The following is a 21,960-nucleotide window of genomic DNA, read 5'->3' on the forward strand; positions in this document are numbered from 1 at the left end:
CGGGGCGGTGACGGGGGCCTCGGCACGTACGAGGGCGGTGACCCCGTCCTCGTACGTGACCCGCACGGAGGCGTGCGGCCCTTGTTTTTCCTTTTCGCGTTTTTCCCGGCGGTGATTTCCCCCGACGCACCAGTTCTTGTCAGCCCGCAGCGGATCGCGGGAGGCAGGGCTTGCCACAGACCGCCCGGCATGGGGGAGGATGGCGACATCCGTACGAAGGGAAATACACGGTGAGCATCGACCCGTCCTCGATTCCGAATTTCGGGGGCCAGCCCCAGCCTCAGGCCGCAGGACCGGCGGGCCCCGTCGTCCCCGACCAGGACCTCGTGAAGCAGCTCCTCGATCAGATGGAGCTGAAGTACGTCATCGACGACGAGGGTGACCTCGCGGCGCCGTGGGAGGAATTCCGCACGTACTTCATGTTCCGTGGCGAGGACGAGCAGCAGGTCTTCTCGGTGCGGACGTTCTACGACCGCCCGCACTCGGCCGACGACCGCGCCAAGATCCTCGACGCGATCGACGACTGGAACCGCCGCACCCTGTGGCCGAAGGTCTACACGCACCTGCACGAGGAGGAGGACGGCTCCGCCACCCTCCGCCTCATCGGTGAGGCCCAGATGCTGATCGGCACCGGCGTCGCCCTGGAGCACTTCGTGTCCTCCACGGTCAGCTGGGTCCGCGCCTCCATCGAGTTCGACAAGTGGGTCGTCGAGCAGTTCGGCCTGGAGTCCCCCGAGGACAAGGCCGCGGGCGACGAAGAGGCCTGAGCCTCCCCCGTTCCAGCACGAGAGCCCGGCCCCTTCCGAGGGGCCGGGCTCTCGTCGTCGGCGGTGGTGCGGCCGGGCGTCAGGCCAGTCGCTTGAGCCGGGACACGGCCTCCTCCAGGACCTCGGTCCTCTTGCAGAAGGCGAAGCGGACGAAGGGGGCGCCGGCCTCGCGGTGGTCGTAGAAGACGGCGTTCGGGATGGCGACGACCCCGGCGCGCTCGGGCAGCGAGCGGCAGAAGGCGAAGCCGTCCTCGGCGCCGAGGGGGCGGATGTCGGTGGTGACGAAGTACGTGCCGGCGGGCTTGTAGACCGCGAATCCCGCCTGTGCGAGGCCCTCGCTCAGCAGGTCCCGTTTGGCGGAGAGCTCCGTGCGGAGGGTGTCGAAGTACGTGGCCGGGAGGCGCAGGGCTTCGGCGATCGCGTACTGGAACGGGCCGGAGGACACGTACGTGAGGAACTGCTTGGCCGAGCGGACGGCGGAGGTCAGCTCGGGGCTCGCGGTGATCCAGCCGACCTTCCAGCCGGTGAACGAGAACGTCTTGCCGGCCGAGCCGATGGTGACCGTGCGCTCCCGCATCCCCGGCAGGCTCGCGATCGGCAGGTGCTCGGCGTCGTCGAAGACCAGGTGCTCGTACACCTCGTCGGTGACGACGAGCAGGTCCCGCTCGACGGCGAGCTCGGCGACGGCGGTCAGTTCGGCCCGGGTGAGGACGGTGCCGGTGGGGTTGTGCGGGGTGTTGAGGAGGATCAGGCGGGTCCGGTCGGTGACGGCGGCCCGCAGCTCGTCGAGGTCGAGGACGTAGGACCCGTCGTGGGGGCGGAGGGTGACGGGGACCCGGGTCCCGCCGGCCATGGCGACACAGGCGGCGTACGAGTCGTAGTACGGCTCCAGGGCGATGACCTCGTCGCCCGGTTCGACGAGGGCGAGCAGGGCCGCCGCGATCGCCTCGGTGGCGCCCGCGGTGACGAGCACCTCGGTGTCCGGGTCGAAGCCGAGGCCGTACCGGTCCCGCTGGTGGTCGGCGATCGCCGACCGCAGCTCGGGGACGCCGGGGCCGGGCGGGTACTGGTTGCCGCGGCCGTCCCGCAGCGCGCGGACCGCCGCCTCCCGGATCTCCTCGGGGCCGTCGGTGTCGGGGAAGCCCTGACCGAGGTTGATCGCCCCGGTCCTGGCGGCGAGCGCGGACATCTCGGCGAAGATCGTCGTCCCGAACTCGGCGAGGCTGCGGTTGAGCGGCGGTCGTGTCATGACGGCCATCCTGCGGCGAAGCTCTGGACTTCCTCAAGTGCGCTTTGACGGGGTGCGCCCGAGGGAATCTCCCTCGCACAAGAGAACGGGGGCAGTACTGATGGAAATCTTCTTCATCTTCCTGGGCATCGTGGTCTTCGTGGGCCTCGTCAGCATGTTCCGCGGCGCCGGCGTCGGCCGCGGCAGGCCGCGGCGGCGGGGCTCGCGGTCGAGCGGCGGCAGCATCACCTGGGCGGACGGTGGCGGCGGGGGCGGCTGTGGTGGCGGCGGCTCCAGCTCCTGCGGGGGGTCCTCCAGCTGTGGTGGCGGCGGTGGCGGCTGCGGCGGTGGCGGCAGCTGAGCACCCGGGTGGCCGGCGGCTCCGCAGGCGCGTGGCACGTGACGTGGGCAATCGGAGCGGACATGTCGATCAACTCTGATTGAACAAGTGAACTGTGGGGTCCCCGAAGGGGTTGGAAAACACAGCAAGTTGGGTAAAAACGCTGCGAGTCGTCCGGCGTCCGTGGTTCTCTCGCTCCTGACAGAGACAGCCCTCGGACCGTGTGTGGACCCGAGCCGGCGATTCCCCACTCCCGTTGAACCCTTCTCCGGGGCGCCCCCGGCCCACCCGTCAAACCGTGTTTGCGGAGCCGACCCATGCTCACCACCCTGAAAACCTCCTATACCGATACCCGCGCGGCCGATCTGGCCTGGGCCCTCGGGCGCGAGCCGCTGCCCGCCCTCGCCGTGCTCGACCTCGAACTCTCCGGCGCAAAGCTGCAGTTGAGGCTGCTCGGTGCTTCCCACCAGGTGCTCCTGGAAGAGGAGGGCCGCAGTTGCTCGGAGACCGTCGCCTGCATGCCGGGCAGCAGCACCCCGCTGCCGCTCGGCGTCTCCAAGCGTGTCGGCGAATGGGAGTACGAATTCGCCGCCCGCGTCGAGACGCTCTCGCACGGCTCCTTCGCGGGCCGGGCGCAGGAGTTGCTGGCACTCGTCGCCGACCACCCCCATGGACTCGCGGGGACCTTTCCCGGCTCCCCGCACGCCTTCACGGCGATGCTGGCGCAGCGCCACGAGGGTCAGCTGCGCTGGCGCACCTGGCACGCCTACCCGCAGGAAGGGCAGTTGGTGGTGACCAGGACCCGTATCAGCGTACGTATGCCTGCAACGCTCTGATGCGCCCTCCCGGAGCTCCAGATCCACTCGTGTGGGTGACAGGGGGCGCCCGGATCGTGACGTAGCGTTACGGTCATGATCGAGCCGACCGTGACCATGCCACCCAAGAGGGTGCGGCGGGCGCCCGTGCGACGGCCCGAGCCGCCGCGCGAGACGGTGCGGTTCCCGGTCCTCGCGGTGGTCTTCGTCTGCGCCGCCTGCGGCCTGGTCTACGAACTCGAACTGGTCGCGCTCGCCTCCTACTTGATCGGCGACTCGGTCACCCAGGCCTCCGTCGTGCTCTCCGTCATGGTCTTCGCCATGGGGGTGGGCTCGCTCCTCGCCAAGGCGCTGCGCTGCCGCGCCGCCGTCGGCTTCGGCCTGGTCGAGGCCGGGCTCGCGCTCATCGGCGGCACCTCGGCGATGGTGCTGTACGCGGCCTTCGCCTGGTTCGGCGAATCGCGGTACGTCCTCGTGGTGTTCTCGCTCGCCATCGGGGTGCTCATCGGCGCGGAGATCCCGCTCCTGATGTCTCTCATACAGCGGGGCGACCGGTCGGGCCGGTCCGGGCGGAAGGCCTCGCTCGGGAAGCAGGACGACGCCGCCGGGACGGTCGCCGACCTCTTCGCCGCCGACTACGTCGGCGCCCTGGTCGGCGGCCTCGCCTTCCCCTTTCTGCTGCTGCCCTGGCTCGGTCAGCTCACCGGCGCCCTCGTCACCGGCGCGGTCAACGCCGTGGCGGGCGGCGGCCTCGTCCTCTGGGTCTTCCGCCGCGACCTGACCGCCCGCTCCCGGGCCCTGCTCGTCGCGGTGAACGTGTCGGTCCTCGCGGTCCTCGCCACGGCGACCGTGCTCGTCGACGACTTCGAACAGGCCGCCCGGCGGGCGGTGTACGGGGAGCGGGTGCGGGTCGCCGTCCACACCGAGCTCCAGGAGATCGTCGTGACCGGCGGCCGCGAAGGCCCGCCCGACCTGTTCCTCGACGGCCGCCTCCGGGTGGCCGGCCAGGACGAGTACCGCTACCACGAGGCCCTCGTCCACCCCGCGATGAACGGCGCGCACGCCCGCGTGCTGATCGTCGGCGGTGGGGACGGCATGGCCGCCCGCGAGGCCCTGCGCTACCCCGGGGTCCGCTCCGTCACCGTCGTCGAACTCGACCCGGGCGTCGTCCGCCTCGCCCGGACGGACCCGGCTCTCTCCAGGCTCAACGGGCAGGCGTTCCGGGACCCGCGCGTCCGGGTGGTCCACGCGGACGCCTTCCACTGGCTCCGGGGCGCCACCGATCGTCAGCAGGAACGGTACGACGTGGTGATCTCCGATCTGCCCGACCCCGGGATCACCCCCAGCGCCAAGCTGTACGCGCAGGAGTTCTACGGACTCGTGGCCCAGGTCCTCACCCCCTCCGGACGGTTCGCCGTGCACGCCGGGTCCGTCACCGACCGGCCCCACACCTACTGGACCGTGGACGCCACCCTGCACGCGGCCGGCTTCGCGACCCGCCCCTACAGCGCGAGCGGCCGCACCCCCGGCTTCGCCGCCGGACCCGACCGCGCCGACAGCGCCGGCGGGACGGGGCGGGGGCCCGGCGACTGGGGCTTCCTCCTGGCCGTACCGGGCAGCCGTCCGCCCGCCCTCGGCCTCGCCCCCGACGCGCCCCGGCTGCGCTCACTCGGCCGGGACACCCTGGAGGCCGCGGCGCGCCGCGCCGAGCGCGGCCGGGGCGCCGAACCGCCCCCGTCGACGCTGGTGCACCCGCGCTACGGAGGCTGAGGGAACCGGCTTCCGTGCCGAACGGGCGACGCCGCGCCCCCGTCTGAGTAGGCTCGGCTTCCATGGAGCATGAGGTGTTCGTCCCGGTCCCGGCCGCGGTTCTGCGTGCGACGCTCACGGACCCGGCCCGGGTGGCGCGCTGCGTCCCCGGTCTCCAGCGCGACGCCGACGCGGAGGCGGGCCCCCTGACGGGCCGGCTCAAGGTGCGGGTCGGCGGCAACACCATCACCTACCGGGGCGCCCTGAAGGTCGTCGAGCGGGACGGTGCCATCACCTACGAGGGCCGGGGAACCGAAGTCCGGGGCAAGGGCACGGCGGAGCTGTCGCTCACCGTCGTCCTCACTCCGGTGGCCGAGGGCACCCGCCTGAGCTTCACCGGCGGCCTGACGGCGGCCGGCCGGCTCGCCGAGGCGACGGACGAGGTCCGGTCCACCGCGGGCGCCCGGATGCTCGACAAGTTCGTCGAGGGGCTGGCGGCGCTGGCTGAGGAGCCGGACGCGCCGGAGGAGCCGGACGCGGGCGCCGCCGAAGCGGCGGACACCGCAGCCGCCGAGGAGGCCGTCGAGCCCGACTCCGACGACGACGGCGTCGACGACGGAGTCGAGGAGCCGCACCGGAGTTCCGTCTTCGACGCGCCGGTGCCGCCGCCCTCCCTCGACCCCCTCCTGGACGAGGCCTTCGGTGACACGCCCATCGAGTTCCCCGCCCCGCAGCCCGCCGCCGAGGCCGCCCACGCCCGCCGGACCATGATCGGCCGGAGCGCCGAGGAGGTCGACCACGCTCCGCCGCGCGGCCGGTACGCCCCGGTTCCCGCGCCCGAGGCGTCGAGCGCCGGTGCCACCCTGCGCTGGATCGCCCCGGCCGCGGCCCTCGCGCTCGCCTCCGCCGTGGTCGTCGGCCGCGCACTGCGCCGACGCCGCTGACACGATTAGGGTCGGGGCGTGAGCATGCAGACGCGACTGACGGCGGGCGACGCCGAGTTGACCATCAGCCCCGAGAACGGCTGCCGGATCGAGAGCCTGCGCATCGGCGGCACCGAGGTGCTGCGCCAGGGCGAGCGGTACGGCAGCTTCCCGATGGTGCCCTGGTGCGGACGGACCGAGAACGGCCGCTTCCGCAACGGGGCCACCAGCCATCAGCTGCCGGTCAACGCACCCCCGCACGCCATCCACGGCACCGTCCGCGACCTCGCCTGGAAGTCCGCGAGGGTCTCCGCGACCGAAGCCGTCTTCACCTGCGAGCTCGGTGACCCGTGGCCGTACAAGGGCACGGTCACCCAGGTCTTCGAGCTGACCGAGGACTCCCTCACCCTCCGCTTCGGCGTCGAGACCTACGACGACTCCTTTCCGGCCCAGGCCGGTTGGCACCCCTGGTTCCTGCGCGACCTCGGCCGGGGCGGTCAGGACGTACGGATCGACTTCACGCCCGCCTGGCAGGAGGAGCGCGGCGAGAACCACCTGCCCACCGGACGCCGGATCGACCCCAGCCCCGGCCCCTGGGACGACTGCTTCGGCATGCCCGGGGGCGTCGACGTCACCCTCACCTGGCCGGAGGAGCTGGAGCTGAAGGTCACCAGCCGCGCCGAGTGGGTCGTGATCTACGACGAGCCCGAGGAGGCCGTCTGTGTCGAGCCGCAGTCCGGCCCGCCGAACGGCCTCAACACCCATCCCCGTCTGGTCACCCCGATCGACCCCCTGGAGGTCGAGAGCACCTGGCGCTGGCGGCGGCTCTGAGTCAGGGCGCCACGGCGCCCCTTAAGCTGCTGACCATGACTGACGTACGCGCTGAGCTGCTCCAGCAGATCAAGGACAAGGCCGTGGTGCACGGCAAGGTGACCCTCTCCTCGGGTCTGGAAGCCGACTACTACATCGACCTGCGCCGGATCACGCTGGACGGCGAGGCCGCGCCGCTGGTGGGTCAGGTCATGCTCGACCTGACGGCCGACCTGGACTTCGACTGCGTCGGCGGTCTGACCCTGGGCGCCGACCCGGTCGCGACCTCGATGCTGCACGCCTCCGCCGCGCGCGGACAGCGTCTCGACGCCTTCGTCGTCCGGAAGGCGCAGAAGGCCCACGGCATGCAGCGCCGTATCGAGGGCGCGGACGTCAAGGGCCGTCGCTGCCTCGTCGTGGAGGACACCTCGACCACCGGCGGCTCGCCGCTGACCGCCGTGGAGGCCGTCCGCGAGGCCGGCGGCGAGGTCGTCGCCGTGGCCACGATCGTCGACCGGGGCGCCGCCGAGGCCATCGCCGGGGCGGGTCTGACGTACCTCACCGGCTACCAGCTGGCCGATCTCGACCTGGCGTAACCGCCGCGAAGTCGTGACTTAGGTCCCGGACATCGGTGACTGCTGTCCTGACCTGCGATTTTACCGAGGGGCGGGGTGTTTCACGTGAAACACCCCGCCCCTTGTCATGCCGGGCCCGTGGGAGCCCGGAGAAGAGTCTGGAAGGATGGGCGTCGACGATGACGTCGCCCCCAGGTCAGGGACAGCAACGCACACACCCCGCACATCACAAGGAGCGGACGAATGCCCATCGCAACCCCCGAGGTCTACAACGAGATGCTCGACCGGGCGAAGGCAGGCAAGTTCGCCTACCCGGCCATCAACGTGACTTCGTCCCAGACCCTGCACGCCGCCCTGCGCGGCTTCGCGGAGGCCGAGAGCGACGGCATCATCCAGATCTCGACCGGCGGAGCCGAGTTCCTGGGCGGCCAGTACAACAAGGACATGGTCACGGGCGCCGTTGCCCTGGCCGAGTTCGCGCACATCGTCGCCGCGAAGTACGACATCACGGTCGCGCTGCACACCGACCACTGCCCGAAGGACAAGCTGGACGGCTACGTCCGTCCGCTGCTGGAGGTCTCCGCCGAGCGCGTCGCCCGTGGCGAGAACCCGCTGTTCCAGTCGCACATGTGGGACGGCTCCGCCGAGACCCTCGCCGACAACCTGGCCATCGGCCAGGAGCTGCTCGCGAAGGCCGCCGCCGCCAAGATCATCCTTGAGGTCGAGATCACCCCGACCGGTGGCGAGGAGGACGGCGTCAGCCACGAGATCAACGACGAGCTGTACACCACCGTCGACGACGCGCTCCGCACCGCCGAGGCCCTGGGCCTGGGCGAGAAGGGCCGCTACCTGCTCGCCGCCTCCTTCGGCAACGTGCACGGCGTCTACAAGCCGGGCAACGTCGTCCTCCGCCCGGAGCTCCTCAAGGACCTCCAGGCCGGCGTCGCCGAGAAGTACGGCAAGGCCTCCCCGTTCGACTTCGTCTTCCACGGCGGCTCGGGCTCCACGGCCGAGGAGATCGCCACCGCCCTGGAGAACGGCGTCGTGAAGATGAACCTCGACACCGACACCCAGTACGCCTTCACGCGTCCGGTGGCGAACCACATGTTCAAGAACTACGACGGTGTCCTGAAGGTCGACGGCGAGGTCGGCATCAAGTCGACCTACGACCCGCGCACCTGGGGCAAGCTGGCCGAGGCCGGCATGGCCGTCCGGGTGACCGAGGCGTGCGCGGCGCTGCGCTCGACCGGCACCAAGCTGAAGTAAGCGCTGAAGCGAGCGTTGTACGAGCGGCCCGGTACCCCCGCCCTGGCGTGGGGGTGCCGGGCCCTCGGCGTGTCTGGAGGAGAGAGATGTCCGGAGGAGAGACCACGGTGACGACGACGTACGACTTCGACCGGGAGATCGACCGCCGGGGGACCTGGTCGGTCCAGTGGGACGGGATCGCGGACCGCTTCGGCGTCCCCGACCTGCTCCCCTTCACCATCTCCGACATGGACTTCGCCTCCCCGCCGGAGGTCCTCGGGGCCCTGCGCGACCGCGTCGACCACGGGGTCTTCGGCTACACCGACTGGCGGCTCGGGGAGTTCCGCGAGGCGATACGTCATTGGTACGCCACCCGGTACGAGGCCGAGATCGACCCGGACTCCCTGGTGTACGCGCCCTCCGTGCTCAACCAGCTCTCCCAGCTCCTGCGGATGTGGACCGAACCCGGCGACGGCGTCGTCGTCCACACCCCCACCTACGACGGCTTCCGCAAGGCCGTCACGGGGCTCGGGCGCGAGCTGCGCGGCGTCCCTCTCGGCGACACCGAGGCCCTCGAACGGGAGCTGGCCCGGCCGGACAGCAAGGTCCTGCTGCTCTGCTCCCCGCACAATCCGACCGGCCGGGTGTGGACGGAGGCCGAGCTCCGGGAGTTCGCCGTGCTCGCCGAGCGCCATGGCGCGGCCGTCGTCAGCGACGAGATCCATGCCGACCTGACCACCGAGGGCCACCGCCACATCCCGTGGACCCGGATCGCCGAGCGGGGCCGGGGACACCACTGGGCGCTGATCACCTCGGCCACCAAGGCCTTCAACTTCCCCGCGCTCTCCGGCTCGTACGGGATCATCGGCGACCCCGACGAGCGCGCGGCCTTCGTCCGGCGCATGGAGACCGGCGAGGGGCTCGCCTCGCCCGCCGTGCTCTCGCTGACCGCCCACATCGCCGCGTACCGGCACGGCGCGGACTGGCTGGACGAGCTGCGCGCGTACGTGGCGGGCACGATGGGCATGGTCCGGGACCACCTCGCGGCCGGCCTTCCCGAGCTCGGCTGGGCGCCCCCGCAGGCGGGCTACCTCGCCTGGATCGACCTGCGGCCCCTGGGCATCGAGGAGACCCGGCTGCAGGAGGAGCTGATCACCGTCGAGAAGGTCGCGATCATGCCGGGCGGGGTCTACGGCACGCCCGGTTTCGTCCGGCTGAACGTGGGCTGTCGGCGGGAGAAGGCCGAGCGGGGGGTGGCCGCGCTGGTCCGGGCGGCGGGACGGCTGCGTACCTCCTGACACGGGCGTCCCGTGCGCGGCGGATGCCCGCACCGGGGTGCACGGGGCCGCCTCCGCGAGGACCATGGCTGGCATGGGCGATCGGGACGTGCGGATGGCCTCCAGGGCCGGGCGATGGATCGTGTTCACGACCGTCCTCGGCTCCGGCATGGCGCTGCTCGACTCCACCGTCGTCAATGTGGCGCTGCCGCACATCGGCGAGGACCTGGGCGCCGACCTGGCCGTGCTCCAGTGGACGGTCAACGCCTACATGCTCACCCTGGCCGGGCTGATCCTGCTCGGCGGATCGCTCGGCGACCGGTACGGGCGGCGCCGGGTCTTCGTGATCGGCGTGGTGTGGTTCGCGCTCGCCTCGCTCCTGTGCGGCCTCGCCCCGAACGCCGGGGTGCTGATCGCCGCCCGCGCCCTCCAGGGCGTGGGCGGGGCGCTGCTCACCCCCGGGTCCCTGGCGCTGATCCAGGCGAGTTTCCACGAGGACGACCGGGCCAGGGCGGTCGGGCTGTGGTCCGGCTTCGGCGGGGTGGGGGCGGCGATCGGGCCGTTCGTGGGCGGCTGGCTGGTGGACGGGCCGGGCTGGCGGTGGGTGTTCCTGCTGAACGTGCCGCTCGCCGCCCTCTGTGTCCCCGTCGCGCTGAGGCACGTCCCCGAATCGCGGGACGAGACCGCGCACGGCCGCTTCGACGTCCTCGGCGCGGCCCTGGGCGCGGCGGCGCTCGCACTCGTGACGTACGCGCTGATCGGCGAGGCATGGTGGGCCGGGGTGGCCGGGGTCGTCGTCGGCGCCTGGTTCGTGAGGGTGGAGCGGCGGCGCGGCGAACGCGCGATGGTGCCGCCGTCGATCTTCGCGTCCCGGATGTTCACCGCGGTCAACCTGGTCACGCTGTGCGTGTACGCCGCGTTCGGCGGATTCTTCTTCCTGGCCGCCCTCCAGCTCCAGGTGGTGGCCGGCTACTCGGCGCTCGGTGCCGGTACGGCCCTGCTGCCCACGACCGTCCTGATGCTGCTGCTCTCGGCGAGATCGGGGGAGCTGGGGGAGCGGATCGGGCCCCGGATCCCGCTGACGGTGGGGCCGCTGCTGTGCGCCGCGGGCATGCTCCTGATGCTGCGGGTCGGTGAGGACGCCTCGTACGTACGGGACGTGCTGCCGGCCCTGCTGGTGCTCGGGCTCGGGATGACGGCGCTGGTCGCGCCGCTGACCGCGACCGTGCTCGCCTCGGTGGACGTGTCCCGGGCGGGCCTGGCCAGCGGCATCAACAACGCGGCGGCGCGGGCGGCCGGGCTGCTCGCGGTGGCCGCGCTGCCGATGCTCGCCGGGATGGGCCCGGAGGCGTACCTCTCGGCGGAGGAGTTCGGGGCGACGTTCCGGCGGGCGATGCCGATGTGCGCGGGGATCCTGGTGGTGGGCGCGGTGCTCGCGTGGACGACGATGCGGACCCCGGCGGGCGCGGGCTGCCACCCGGAGTGCAAGGTGCACTGCGGGGTGTCGTCCCCGCCGCTCGACCCGGGACAGCGGGACGCCTCGGCCTGAGGGGCCCCGGCGCCTCGGCCTGAGGGTGCCGGCTCCTCGGCCTGAGAGGGACGGTGCTTCCTCCGCGCGGGTTCGGGCGGCCCGGGGCCCGGGGCCCGCTGCTTCCCGGCCACGGGGGCTCCGGCGGGCGGGGCCCGGCCCAGGGCCTGCTGCTTCCGGCCACGGGGGCTCCGGCGGGCGGGACTGAGGCAGACTGGCCCCATGGCCATGCATGAGAACCTCCTGGGGGGACCGGCCCCCACCCACCTGCCCGACGACCCGGGTCCGCGCGAGCTGCTCGCGAACGGTACGGCGCCGGCGGAAGTCGCCGCGAAGTACCCGACCTCCTCGCTCGCCTGGGCCCAGCTCGCGGACGACGCGTACGAGCGCGGCTCGGTCGTCGAGTCGTACGCCTACGCCCGTACCGGCTACCACCGCGGCCTCGACGCGCTGCGCCGCAACGGCTGGAAGGGCCACGGCCCGGTGCCGTGGGAGCACGAGCCGAACCGCGGCTTCCTGCGCGCCCTGCACTCGCTCGCCCGCGCGGCCGGCGAGATCGGGGAGAAGGACGAGTTCGAGCGCTGCACGACCTTCCTGCGGGACTCCTCGGAGACCGCTGCGGAGACGCTCGGCTGACATCGCCCGACAGCTGAAACTGGCCGGATTTCCCCTGCTCCGGCGGACCGGGGGAAATCCGGACAGACTCCCCGGTCCGTTCGAGGTTGTTCGACCGGGGCCGGTACGATCCCCGGGACCGCAGGACCGAACACGCCGGTGCCGAGGCGCATTTCCTCCTCCCCCACTGCCGGCCGAAGCAGGGGAGAAGTCTGTCGTGGGCAAGCGTGCCGCATCCGCAGGACGGCGACGAACGCGAAGCCGGCGGCGGGACAGAGACAGACGCGGCCCCGCCGGCCGGCTCGTACTGCCGACGCTGGTCCTGATGACGGTCGCGCTCGGCGCCGGCGTCGCCCTCGCCCACTTCAACGGCCCGCCCGTCGAGGACACGGCGGCCCAGGCCACCCTTCCCCCGCCGACGGCGGCCGGCGAGAACCCGGCCCAGGGGAAGACCGCTCCCACCCCCCGGCCCACGACGGCGAAACCGACGCCGCCTCCGAAACCGGGGTCGGCCCCGTCCCCGAAACCGAAGTCGTCCCCCAAGCCGACGCCGAAGCCGGGGACGAGCCCGATGAAGCCGCCCACCGTGCCGAAGTCCGGCGCCGGGACCTTCACCACCGCGCAGGCCTCCGGCGCGCCGGTCGGCCACAGCGGCGAACTGCGCCGCTACCGGGTCCAGGTCGAGGAGGGCATCGAGCTGTCGGCGCGCGAGACGGCCGCCGAGATCCAGCGGATCCTGGCGCATCCGCGCGGCTGGGCCGCGCACGGCCGGGGCCGCTTCCAGCTGGTCTCGGAGAACGCCGACTTCGTCATCCGGATCGCCACCCCGGACACGGCCGACGCGCTCTGCCTGCGGCAGGGCCTGAACACCCGCGGTGAGCTGAACTGCGAGACCACCGACGGGGTCGTGGTGAACCTCAGACGGTGGATGCTGGGCTCGCCGACCTTCGCGGGGGCGGCCGCCGAGTACCGGCATCTGATCATCAACCACGAGGTCGGGCACGAGATCGGCATCCGGCAGCACATGGGCTGCTTGGGTCCGGGCAAGCTCGCGCCCGCGATGATGCAGCAGATCAAGGGCCTGGACGGATGTCGGTCGAACGCATTTCCGTATGACGAAGACGGGAGCTACATCACCGGGCCGATCGTGTCATGATGCGTTTGGGACGGCGCGCGACGAAGCCCGCCTCCCGAGGGGACCGGGGCTCCCGTGACGCACGGACGACCGTGCGCGCGGTGGAGCAGACCGCTACCCGGTAGTTCGTATCGAGGAGACAGAAATGTCACTCTCCCCGGGTTCTCCCGACTCCGGAGCCGGTTCGGTCACCAACGACCCGAACCTCGACTTCGCCGGCACGACGCCGTACGAGGACTACGTCCAGGCGGACGTCCTCACCCACCTCCAGCACCTCCGCTCGGACGACCCCGGCGAGATGGTCTTCCTGGTCACCACCCAGGTCATGGAGCTGTGGTTCACCGTGATCGTCCACGAGTGGGAGACCGCGAGCCGCGCCCTGCGCGAGGACCGCGTCCCCGTGGCGATGGACGCGCTCAAGCGCTCCGTACGCGAGCTGGAGGCCCTCAACCACTCCTGGCGGCCGCTCGCCCAGCTCACCCCCGCCCAGTTCAACTCCTACCGCGCCGCGCTCGGCGAGGGCTCCGGCTTCCAGTCCGCGATGTACCGGCGGATGGAGTTCCTGCTCGGCGAGAAGTCCGCGTCCATGCTCGTCCCGCACCGGGGCGCGCCCCGCGTCCACGCCGAGCTGGAGAAGGCGCTCCACGAGCCGAGCCTGTACGACGAGGTCCTCGGGCTGCTCGCCCGCCGCGGTCTGCCCGTCCCGGCCGCCGTCCTCGGCCGTGACCTCGCGCAGCGGTACGAGCCCTCGGCCGAGGTCGAGGCGGTCTGGGCCGGGATCTACGCGGACGCGGACCAGAACGCCGAGCTCGTGCGGCTCGGCGAGGCGCTCAGCGACGTCGCCGAACTGATCTGGCGATGGCGCAACGACCATCTGGTGGCGACCCGCCGCGCGATGGGCTCGAAGACCGGCACCGGCGGCTCGGCCGGCGTGGCCTGGCTGGAGAAGCGGGCGCAGAAGAACGTCTTCCCGGAGCTCTGGACGGCGCGCAGCCATGTCTGAGACCGATGTCATGGCAGACCTCCAGAAGAAGGCACACGCACTCGACACCGCCGACGAACTCGGCAAGCACCGGGAGAGGTTCGCCCTCGACGCCGGGACCGTCTACCTCGACGGCAACTCCCTCGGCGCGCTGCCCGCCCACGTCCCCGCCCGGATGGCCGACGTCATCACCCGCGAGTGGGGCGAGCTCCGCATCCGCTCCTGGGACGAGTCCGGCTGGTGGACCGCGCCCGAGCGGATCGGCGACCGGATCGCCCCGATCGTCGGCGCCGCCCCGGGACAGATCGTGGTCGGCGACTCGACCAGCGTGAACGTCTTCAAGGCGGTCGTCGCGGCGGCCCGGCTGAGCGCCGGCGACCGCGACGAGATCCTCGTCGACGCGACGACCTTTCCCACGGACGGGTACATCGCGGAGTCCGCGGCGCGGATGACGGGTCACCGGATCGTGCCCGTCGACCCGGCCGCCATGGCCGCGGCGGCCGGCCCGCGGACGGCCGCCGCGCTCGTCAACCACGTCGACTACCGCAGCGGCCGCCGCCACGACCTGCCCGGCATCACGGCCGCGCTGCACGCGGCGGGCGCGCTCGCCGTCTGGGACCTGTGCCACAGCGCGGGCGCCCTGCCGGTCGGCCTGGACGCGCACGGGGTCGACCTGGCCGTCGGCTGCACGTACAAGTACCTGAACGGCGGGCCCGGTTCGCCGGCCTACCTGTACGTCGCCGAGCGCCACCAGGCCGCCTTCGACTCGCCGCTGCCCGGCTGGAACTCGCACACCGACCCGTTCGCCATGACTCCCGGGTACGAGGCGGCCGCGGGCGCCGTACGGGGCCGGGTCGGGACGCCCGACATCCTCTCGATGCTGGCCCTCGAAGCGGCGCTGGACGTCTGGGACGGCGTCGCGATCGAGGACGTGCGGGCCAAGTCCCTGGCGCTCACGGACTTCTTCCTGGAGTGCGTGCGCGCGTACGTGCCGGAGGGCCGGGTCACCTCCGTGACGCCGGAGGCGCACGAGGAGCGCGGCAGCCAGACCGCGCTCGCCTGCGAGAACGCGCCCGCCGTCATGGCCGAGCTGATCAAGCGCGGTGTCGTCGGCGATCTGCGCCGCCCCGACATCCTGCGGTTCGGCTTCACCCCGCTGTACGTCGGCTTCGCGGACGCGGAGCGGGCGGCACGGGTGCTCGCGGAGGTCCTGGCGGACCTGCCTGCCTGAGGCCTCGACCGGGTTCCGCGCGGCCGCGCGCGGACGCGTACGGTCCGATGATCGCCTGATCTGCGGGGGCTCCACTCCTGGTACCGTCCCCGCAGGTCAGGCCAATTCGGCCCCGTATCCGAGAGGTTGGAACAGCATGCCGGACCACGCCGCGCGCGATGCCGCCGAAGAGGCGTCGGCCTTCTCGCACCCGGCCGTCCCCCCGGACGTCTCCGCCGCGTACGGCGACCACCCGGACCAGGTGATCGACTTCTACGCCCCGCGCGACGGACGGACCCGGGCGCCGCTCGTCGTCGCTCTGCACGGCGGGGCGTGGCGGGCGCCGTACGACCGGCGGCACCTGACCCCGTTCGTGGACTTCCTGGCCCGGCGCGGCTTCGCCGTGGCGAACGTCGAGTACCGGCGCGGCAGCGACATCCCCCGGCAGGGTGGTGCCACCCCGGTCGCCGGGCGCTGGCCCGAGACCTTCGACGACGTGGCGGCCGCGCTCGACGCCCTGCCCGACCTCGCCGCCGCCCACCTGCCGCAGGCCGACATCGGCCGGATCGTGCTCACCGGCCACTCGGCCGGCGGTCAGCTCGCCCTCTGGGCCGCCGCGCGGCACGTCCTGCCGGCCGGCTCCCCGTGGCGGCTGCCCGCCCCGCCCCCGCTGCGCGGGGTCGTCGCCCTCGCCCCGATCGCCCACTTCGGGCGGTCGGTCGAGCTGGGGGTGTGCGGCGGCGCGGTCACGGAGCTGCTGGGCGGACCGTCCGCGTACGGGGAGCGGGCGGCCCACGCCGATCCCTCGGTGCTGCTGCCGACGGGCATCGCGACCACCGTCGTGCAGGGCCGCGAGGACACCGACGTCCCGTACGCCGTGGCCGAGGCGTACGCGGAGGCAGCGGCGAAGGCGGGTGAGGAGGTCGGCCTGACGCTCCTGGAGGGCATCGGCCACTTCCCGCCGATCGACCCGGCGGCGGACGCGTGCGCGGTGGTGGCGGAGGAGATCGCCCAGCTGGCCTGGTGATCGTGGAGTCCCGGGATCCCCGGACGACTCATCGGAATCCCCGTACAACTATTCGACCGGGTCGCGGGTCTGATCATGCACGGCACTCCCGTGTCCGAGTCTTCTTCGTGGGGGTTTCACCTTGCAGCTCCGCACCACCGGCACCCGTCTCGCCACTGCTGTCACCGTCGTCCTCGCCGTCACCGCGCTCGGCGCCGGCACGCTGGCCACCGCTCCCGCCGCCCTCGCGGCGACCCCGGCCGCCGTCGCGGCCCCCGCCGACCAGGCCGACACCGTCCTTCCCGTCTACCCGGAGGGCACCGACCTCGGAGGTGTGGGCGCCTCCGGCTTCCTCACGTACTCCTTCACGGAGGACAGCGAGCGCAAGCTGCTCTGGACGCCGTACGACGGCGGCGCCCGCACCCCGCTCGACGAGCCCGAGGGAGGCGGCTGGACCATGGGAGCCGACGACGTGGTCGTCCTCGGCGACGACAACTGGTCCGCCCAGATGCGCTCGATCACCCTGCGGAACATGGCCACCCCCTCCGCCCCGGGCGTCGACATCGACCTCGGCGCGCTCCAGGGCAACTACGTGGCCGTGCTCAGCCCGACGAGCGTGCTCGCTCAGCTGCCGAACGCCGTCGGCCAGGCGGAGCTGCACGTCGTGACCAAGGACGGAGCCACGACGACCACCCGCAAGATCTCGGGCCTGCCCGCCGACGCCACCGACTACTTCGCGTCGAGGGTCCACGACGGCTCCGTCCTCGTCGGTTACGAGACCGGCCCGGAGGGCGCTCGGACCGGCGGCCGGGCCCTGGTCGACGTGGCGGCCGGGACGGTCACCAAGACGTACGCCTCCCCCGAGTCCGGGTACGGATTCGGCGGTCTGGACTTCTCCGCCTCGCACGTGACCTGGTTCGGCTACGAGGCCGGAACCGGCGACTACGTCGCGTCCGTCGACCGCGTGACCGGGGAGGAGAAGCGGACCGTCCTGGGCGCCCACGGCGAGTGGCACTTCTCGCTCGTCGGCCACTGGCTGGTCTACGGCAGCCCGTCGACGCCCCTCCGGGCCGTCTCCCTGACCACCGGTGAGACCCGCCAGCTCCTGGACTCCGGCACCGACGCGTGGGCCGCGGCCGACGGCACCGCCGTGGCGCGCGGTGCGCGCGCCGCCGACGGCAAGGGACTGTTCCGGATCGAGCTCGCGGAGGACGGCACCCCGAAGGTCACCAAGGTGGCCGACGAGGCCCCGCTGGTCGACCTGAAGATCGAGCAGGTCCACGTCCCCGACAAGGTGAACCTGGACCAGACCGGCGGCAAGGTCACGCTGGGGTGGACCCTGTCGCACCGTGAGGCCTTCGTGGACGTCACGCTGACGCACATGGTCACGGAGAAGGAGTACCGCACCCGCGTGTACGCCCCCGCCGAGGGCAACCGCTTCACCTTCACCTGGGACGGCGCCCTCGACGGGGCGGAGGCGCCGAACGGCTCGTACGCGGTGGCGGCCGAGGCGATGCTGCTCGACGGCACCGGCGAGCCGGTCTACCAGGGCTGGCGGATGGACGTCGTCCGGTGGCTCAACCCGCACGACTACACCAACAACGGCTCCACCGACGTCCTCGCCCGGGACGCCGCCGGCGCGCTGTGGCGCGACGACCTGTGGAACCGGCCGGTGGAGGGCAGGGTCGAGACCGCCGGACGCACCAGGATCGGCACGGGCTGGGGCGCGTACAAGCAGATCGAGGCCGTCGGCGACCTCGCGGGCAACGAGGCCGGCGACCTGGTCGCCCTCGACGGCGCCGGAGTGCTCTGGCACTACCTCGGCAAGGGCGACGGCACCTTCGAGACCCGCGTCAAGATCGGCACCGGCTGGGGCGCCTACAACAAGCTGACCGGCGGTTCGGACCTCGACGGCGACGGCCGCGCCGACCTCCTCGCCACGGACACCACCGGCGTGCTGTGGTTCTACAAGGGCACGGGCGACTCCGCCAAGCCCTTCGCGACCCGTGCCCGCGTCGGCGGCGGCTGGGGCGCCTACAACCACATCACCGCCGTCGGCAACGTCGCCGGCACGGGCGCGGGCGACCTCGTCGCACGCGACGCCTCCGGTGTCCTCTGGCTCTACCAGGGCAACGGCAGCGGCAACTTCGCCGCCCGTGTGCAGATCGGCGGCGGCTGGGGCGCCTTCAGCCAGCTCGTCGGTGCCGGCGACGTCGACAGCGACGGCCGCCCCGACCTGATCGCGTACGGGACGGGCGGCACGTACGTCTACCGCTCCACGGGCTCCGTCAGCACCCCCTTCAGCCGGGCGACGACGAACCTGTACGCGGGCGAGGGCACCAAGTTCAACCACGTCGCATGAGCAGCGGCTCCGCGACGCTCTTCTGATCCGGGGGAGGACGGGAGACGGGGGCCATAGTCCTCAAGGGGGACCCGGAAGGATCCGCATCGAGCGGGACGACCGGGTCCCCCGCCGCCCGTACCGTGGTGCGGGTGACCCAGACACAGACCCCCGAGACGAGCCGCGCCCCCGAGTTCCACCTGGTCCAGGTCGTCCTCGGCGGGCTGCGGCAGGAACTCTTCCACGACGCGTCGGCCTACCGGCCGCTCCAGCCGGCCGAGGTGAACCCCAAGGTGGCGCGCTTCGTGCCGAAGGGGATACGGCCGCACCTCGGCCTGTTCCCGCACGCCGTCGTCGCGTTCCTCGCCCTGATCGTCTTCGCCATGGGGTACGAGGAGTTCGAAACCACCTTCGCCCCGCTGACGATGATGACGGCCTGCGTCCCGCCCGCGATCGTGCTCCTCACCCTGGTGCGGCCCGTCCTCGCCTTCTGGACCTCGCTCGCCTCCACGCCCGTCATCGGCTACCTCACCGGCTACGACGCCGGCTGGCCCTGGTCGCACATCACGTTCTTCTCCCATCTCGTGGTCCTCGGCGTGGTCGCCGCCCGCACCCGGCCGCGTACCGCGGCGTGGATGTGGCTCGTGACGGCCGCCTTCTGCCTCTTCGCGGAGATGTTCCTCGGTGTGGGGCGCAGCTCCGACTCCCTCCCGATGCTCTTCGTCTCCGCCCTCCTCCTGCTCGCCGTCACCGTCCTCCAGGTCCGCCGCCAGGCCGACCGCGAGGTCATCGCCCAGCAGACCGTCACCGCCCAGGAGCGCTCCAGGCGGACCCTCCTGGAGGAGCGCACCACCATCGCCCGTGAGCTCCACGACGTCGTCGCCCATCACATGTCGGTCGTCGCCATCCAGGCCGAGGCCGCCCCGTACCGGGTCGAGAACCCGCCGCCGGAGCTGGAGCAGGCCTTCCTCACCATCCGTGAGAACGCGGTCGCCGCGCTCACCGAGCTGCGCCGCATCCTCGGTGTCGTCCGCGCCGAGGACTACGAGGCCCCCGACGCCCCGCAGCCGACCCTCGCCGACCTCGACTCGCTCGTCCGCAACGTCCAGGAGGCCGGGCTCGTCGTCGAGAAGACGGTGACCGGCGCCGTGCGCGAGCTGCCGCAGGGCGTGGAGCTCTCCGCGTACCGCATCGTCCAGGAGGCCCTGTCGAACGTGCTGCGGCACGCGCCCGGCGCCGCCGCGAAGGTCGAGGGCAGCCATGTCCTCGGCGGCCTGGGCCTGCGCATCGCCAACGGCCCCGCCCGTGGCCCCGTCAAGCCCTCGCCGGGCGCCGGTCACGGCATCACCGGCATGCGGGAGCGTGTGACGATGCTCGGTGGGGAGATGACGGCCGAGGCGACCGAGGACGGTGGCTACGAGGTGACGGCGTTCGTCCCCGTGAGCCGTGAGGAGAGTGACCAGTGATCCGCGTGCTGATCGTCGACGACCAGATGATGGTCCGCGAGGGCTTCTCGGTGCTGCTCGGCGCGATGCCGGACATCGAGGTCGTCGGCGAGGCCGTCAACGGCCGGGAGGCCGTCGCCCAGGTCGCCGCCCTCCGCCCCGACGTGGTCCTCATGGACATCCGGATGCCCGAGCTGAACGGCATCGACGCCACCCGGGAGATCGTCGCCGCCGACGCGGACGCGAAGGTGCTCGTCCTGACCACCTTCGACCTCGACGAGTACGTCTACCAGGCGCTGCGCGCCGGGGCCTCCGGCTTCCTGCTCAAGGACGCCTCCGCCCGGCAGCTCGCCGACGGCGTGCGGGTCGTCGCGGCCGGCGAGGCACTGCTCGCGCCGACCGTCACCAAGCGGCTGATCACCGAGTTCGCGAAGGCGCCGGGGAGCTCTCCGCGCCCGCCCGCGGTGGCGCAGACGGGGGAGCTGACGGAGCGCGAGACGGAGGTCCTGGTGCTCATCGCTCAGGGCCTGTCGAACTCCGAGATCGCCGAGCACCTCGTCGTCGCCGAGTCGACCATCAAGACCCATGTGAGCCGCGTCCTGGTGAAACTGGGGCTGCGGGACCGGACGCAGGCGGCGGTCTTCGCGTACGAGGCGGGTCTGGTGCGCGTCGGCGGCTAGGTCCTGGCGTCCCGGGACACCCCCTGGGCCCCGGGCGCCGGGTAGCGTCCGGTCATGGACGCTGTCGAGGCTGTTTACGACCCCTTCTCCCCGGAGTTCGTCGCCGATCCGTACCCCGCCTACGCCGAGCTGCGGGCGGCGGGCCGCGCCCACTGGCACGGCCCGACCCGCCAGTGGCTGATCCCGCACTACGAGGACGTGTCCGCGCTCCTCAGGGACCGGCGGCTCGGCCGTACGTACACGCACCGCTTCACCCACGAGGAGTTCGGGCGGGAGGCGCCGGACGCGGCGTACGAGCCCTTCCACACGCTCAACGACCACGGGCTGCTCGATCTGGAGGCGGCCGACCACAGCCGCATCCGGCGCCTGGTGTCGAAGGCGTTCACGCCGAGGACCGTCGAGAACCTGGCACCGACGGTACGGCGGCTCGCCGCGGACCTGGTGGGGGATCTGGTGGCGGCGGGCGGCGGCGACCTCCAGGCGGCGGTAGCGGAGCCGCTGCCGGTCGCGGTGATCGCCCAGATGCTGGGCGTTCCCGGGGACGACGAGGAGCGGGGGCGGCTGCGGCCCTGGTCGGCGGCGATCTGCGGGATGTTCGAGCTGAATCCGTCGGAGGAGACGGCCCGACTGGCGGTCGAGGCCTCGGTCGAGTTCTCGGACTATCTGCGGGAGCTGATCGCGCGGCGGCGGAAGAGCCCGGGGGACGATCTGATCTCGGCGCTCATCGGCGTGGAGGAGCTGACGGAGCAGGAGATGATCTCCACCTGCGTCCTGCTCCTGAACGCGGGCCACGAGGCCACCGTGAACACGACGGTCAACGGCTGGTGGACCCTCCTGAAGCACGGCGTCCGTCCGGATCCCGAAAAGTTGTCCACAGCTGTGGAAGAACTTCTGCGCTACGACACCCCGCTCCAGATGTTCGAGCGCTGGGTCCTCGACGACATCGAGATCGGCGGCCGCCTCATCCCGCGCGGCTCCGAGGTCGCCCTCCTCTTCGGCTCCGCCAACCGCGACCCGGCCCGCTTCGGCCCGACGGCCGACGAACTCGACCTCACCCGGGCCGACAACCCGCACATCACCTTCGGTGCGGGCATCCACTACTGCCTCGGCGCCCCGCTCGCCCGCCTCGAACTGGCCGCGGTATTCGGCGAGTTGCTGCGTCAGGCGCCGGACCTGCGGCTCGTGGCGGAGCCCGTGCGGCAGCCGGGGTACGTGATCCGGGGCTTCGAGGAGCTGCTCGTGGAGGTGTGAGCACCGAGCGCTGCTCTCACGAAGCGGCAGTGCTCGGT

20 protein-coding genes are annotated in these 21,960 nt (G+C 72.4%); 19 read left to right on the forward strand and 1 reads right to left on the reverse strand.

Annotation, left to right across the window (positions count from 1 at the left end; translation table 11 throughout):
• The first annotated feature begins 230 nt into the window (after nucleotides 1–230).
• A complete protein-coding gene (locus tag AOK00_RS11400; RefSeq protein WP_055600196.1) occupies nucleotides 231–767 on the forward strand; it encodes a YbjN domain-containing protein in 537 nt (178 codons plus the stop codon).
• 79 nt (nucleotides 768–846) lie between these two features.
• Here the strand turns inward: AOK00_RS11400 and AOK00_RS11405 are convergent, their stop codons facing one another.
• Entirely contained in the window at nucleotides 847–2,016 is a 1,170-nt protein-coding gene (locus tag AOK00_RS11405; RefSeq protein ID WP_437441407.1) for a pyridoxal phosphate-dependent aminotransferase, read from the reverse strand.
• Nucleotides 2,017–2,116: 100 nt separating this feature from the next.
• Here AOK00_RS11405 and AOK00_RS38990 point away from each other — a divergent pair, with 100 nt between their 5' ends.
• The 18 genes from AOK00_RS38990 (at nucleotide 2,117) to AOK00_RS11495 (ending at nucleotide 21,922) form a co-directional block, all read left to right on the forward strand.
• Complete coding sequence (locus AOK00_RS38990) at nucleotides 2,117–2,356, forward strand: hypothetical protein (protein ID WP_055600198.1); 240 nt, start codon at nucleotides 2,117–2,119, stop codon at nucleotides 2,354–2,356.
• 296 nt (nucleotides 2,357–2,652) lie between these two features.
• Nucleotides 2,653–3,171, forward strand: a complete 519-nt coding sequence (locus AOK00_RS11415; RefSeq protein WP_055600199.1) for a DUF2617 family protein — start codon at nucleotides 2,653–2,655, stop codon at nucleotides 3,169–3,171.
• 75 nt (nucleotides 3,172–3,246) lie between these two features.
• Nucleotides 3,247–4,920: a polyamine aminopropyltransferase gene (locus tag AOK00_RS11420; protein WP_079041945.1), complete on the forward strand. Its 1,674-nt coding sequence runs from the start codon at nucleotides 3,247–3,249 to the stop codon at nucleotides 4,918–4,920.
• Nucleotides 4,921–4,982: 62 nt separating this feature from the next.
• Nucleotides 4,983–5,843 (forward strand): SRPBCC family protein, encoded by an 861-nt coding sequence (locus tag AOK00_RS11425; protein ID WP_055600200.1) that lies wholly within the window; start codon nucleotides 4,983–4,985, stop codon nucleotides 5,841–5,843.
• Nucleotides 5,844–5,867: 24 nt separating this feature from the next.
• Nucleotides 5,868–6,653: an aldose epimerase gene (locus AOK00_RS11430; protein WP_055600219.1), complete on the forward strand. Its 786-nt coding sequence runs from the start codon at nucleotides 5,868–5,870 to the stop codon at nucleotides 6,651–6,653.
• A gap of 35 nt (nucleotides 6,654–6,688) precedes the next feature.
• Nucleotides 6,689–7,228 carry an orotate phosphoribosyltransferase gene (pyrE, locus tag AOK00_RS11435; protein ID WP_055600201.1) on the forward strand — a complete coding sequence of 180 codons (540 nt, stop codon included), beginning with the start codon at nucleotides 6,689–6,691 and terminating at the stop codon, nucleotides 7,226–7,228.
• A 222-nt stretch (nucleotides 7,229–7,450) separates the two neighbouring features.
• On the forward strand, nucleotides 7,451–8,473 hold the full coding sequence (fbaA, locus tag AOK00_RS11440; RefSeq protein ID WP_055600202.1) for a class II fructose-bisphosphate aldolase: 1,023 nt from the start codon (nucleotides 7,451–7,453) through the stop codon (nucleotides 8,471–8,473).
• Nucleotides 8,474–8,559: 86 nt separating this feature from the next.
• A complete protein-coding gene (locus tag AOK00_RS11445; protein WP_055600203.1) occupies nucleotides 8,560–9,750 on the forward strand; it encodes a MalY/PatB family protein in 1,191 nt (396 codons plus the stop codon).
• A 73-nt stretch (nucleotides 9,751–9,823) separates the two neighbouring features.
• Nucleotides 9,824–11,278, forward strand: coding sequence for an MFS transporter (locus AOK00_RS11450; RefSeq protein ID WP_055600204.1), 1,455 nt, complete (start codon nucleotides 9,824–9,826; stop codon nucleotides 11,276–11,278).
• A gap of 201 nt (nucleotides 11,279–11,479) precedes the next feature.
• Nucleotides 11,480–11,893 carry a DUF3151 domain-containing protein gene (locus tag AOK00_RS11455; RefSeq protein ID WP_030323572.1) on the forward strand — a complete coding sequence of 138 codons (414 nt, stop codon included), beginning with the start codon at nucleotides 11,480–11,482 and terminating at the stop codon, nucleotides 11,891–11,893.
• 304 nt (nucleotides 11,894–12,197) lie between these two features.
• Nucleotides 12,198–13,028, forward strand: coding sequence for a DUF3152 domain-containing protein (locus AOK00_RS11460; protein ID WP_437441408.1), 831 nt, complete (start codon nucleotides 12,198–12,200; stop codon nucleotides 13,026–13,028).
• A 124-nt stretch (nucleotides 13,029–13,152) separates the two neighbouring features.
• Nucleotides 13,153–14,010, forward strand: a complete 858-nt coding sequence (locus tag AOK00_RS11465) for a tryptophan 2,3-dioxygenase family protein (RefSeq protein WP_055600206.1) — start codon at nucleotides 13,153–13,155, stop codon at nucleotides 14,008–14,010.
• 10 nt (nucleotides 14,011–14,020) lie between these two features.
• Nucleotides 14,021–15,220 (forward strand): kynureninase, encoded by a 1,200-nt coding sequence (kynU, locus tag AOK00_RS11470; RefSeq protein ID WP_055600207.1) that lies wholly within the window; start codon nucleotides 14,021–14,023, stop codon nucleotides 15,218–15,220.
• A gap of 136 nt (nucleotides 15,221–15,356) precedes the next feature.
• A complete protein-coding gene (locus tag AOK00_RS11475; RefSeq protein WP_055600208.1) occupies nucleotides 15,357–16,226 on the forward strand; it encodes an alpha/beta hydrolase in 870 nt (289 codons plus the stop codon).
• 121 nt (nucleotides 16,227–16,347) lie between these two features.
• Nucleotides 16,348–18,567: an FG-GAP repeat domain-containing protein gene (locus AOK00_RS11480; RefSeq protein WP_055600209.1), complete on the forward strand. Its 2,220-nt coding sequence runs from the start codon at nucleotides 16,348–16,350 to the stop codon at nucleotides 18,565–18,567.
• A gap of 122 nt (nucleotides 18,568–18,689) precedes the next feature.
• Entirely contained in the window at nucleotides 18,690–20,012 is a 1,323-nt protein-coding gene (locus AOK00_RS11485) for a sensor histidine kinase (protein ID WP_055600210.1), read from the forward strand.
• Nucleotides 20,009–20,671, forward strand: coding sequence for a response regulator (locus AOK00_RS11490; protein WP_079041947.1), 663 nt, complete (start codon nucleotides 20,009–20,011; stop codon nucleotides 20,669–20,671). The genes AOK00_RS11485 and AOK00_RS11490 overlap by 4 nt, the downstream gene beginning before the upstream one ends.
• A gap of 54 nt (nucleotides 20,672–20,725) precedes the next feature.
• Nucleotides 20,726–21,922, forward strand: a complete 1,197-nt coding sequence (locus AOK00_RS11495) for a cytochrome P450 (protein ID WP_055600211.1) — start codon at nucleotides 20,726–20,728, stop codon at nucleotides 21,920–21,922.
• The last annotated feature ends 38 nt before the right edge of the window (nucleotides 21,923–21,960 follow it).

This window comes from Streptomyces aureus, from assembly GCF_001418135.1.
GTDB lineage: Bacteria > Actinomycetota > Actinomycetes > Streptomycetales > Streptomycetaceae > Streptomyces > Streptomyces aureus_A.

Coding starts and splice junctions, on each gene's coding strand:
- AOK00_RS11405 (WP_437441407.1), bottom strand. CDS start 2,016: ATGACACGACCGCCGCTCAACCGCAGCCTCGCCGAGTTCGGGACGACG.
- AOK00_RS11450 (WP_055600204.1), top strand. CDS start 9,824: ATGGGCGATCGGGACGTGCGGATGGCCTCCAGGGCCGGGCGATGGATC.
- AOK00_RS11465 (WP_055600206.1), top strand. CDS start 13,153: ATGTCACTCTCCCCGGGTTCTCCCGACTCCGGAGCCGGTTCGGTCACC.
- kynU (WP_055600207.1), top strand. CDS start 14,021: ATGGCAGACCTCCAGAAGAAGGCACACGCACTCGACACCGCCGACGAA.
- AOK00_RS11425 (WP_055600200.1), top strand. CDS start 4,983: ATGGAGCATGAGGTGTTCGTCCCGGTCCCGGCCGCGGTTCTGCGTGCG.
- AOK00_RS11420 (WP_079041945.1), top strand. CDS start 3,247: ATGATCGAGCCGACCGTGACCATGCCACCCAAGAGGGTGCGGCGGGCG.
- AOK00_RS11455 (WP_030323572.1), top strand. CDS start 11,480: ATGGCCATGCATGAGAACCTCCTGGGGGGACCGGCCCCCACCCACCTG.
- AOK00_RS38990 (WP_055600198.1), top strand. CDS start 2,117: ATGGAAATCTTCTTCATCTTCCTGGGCATCGTGGTCTTCGTGGGCCTC.
- AOK00_RS11445 (WP_055600203.1), top strand. CDS start 8,560: ATGTCCGGAGGAGAGACCACGGTGACGACGACGTACGACTTCGACCGG.
- AOK00_RS11460 (WP_437441408.1), top strand. CDS start 12,198: ATGACGGTCGCGCTCGGCGCCGGCGTCGCCCTCGCCCACTTCAACGGC.
- AOK00_RS11430 (WP_055600219.1), top strand. CDS start 5,868: ATGCAGACGCGACTGACGGCGGGCGACGCCGAGTTGACCATCAGCCCC.
- pyrE (WP_055600201.1), top strand. CDS start 6,689: ATGACTGACGTACGCGCTGAGCTGCTCCAGCAGATCAAGGACAAGGCC.
- AOK00_RS11415 (WP_055600199.1), top strand. CDS start 2,653: ATGCTCACCACCCTGAAAACCTCCTATACCGATACCCGCGCGGCCGAT.
- fbaA (WP_055600202.1), top strand. CDS start 7,451: ATGCCCATCGCAACCCCCGAGGTCTACAACGAGATGCTCGACCGGGCG.
- AOK00_RS11475 (WP_055600208.1), top strand. CDS start 15,357: ATGCCGGACCACGCCGCGCGCGATGCCGCCGAAGAGGCGTCGGCCTTC.
- AOK00_RS11495 (WP_055600211.1), top strand. CDS start 20,726: ATGGACGCTGTCGAGGCTGTTTACGACCCCTTCTCCCCGGAGTTCGTC.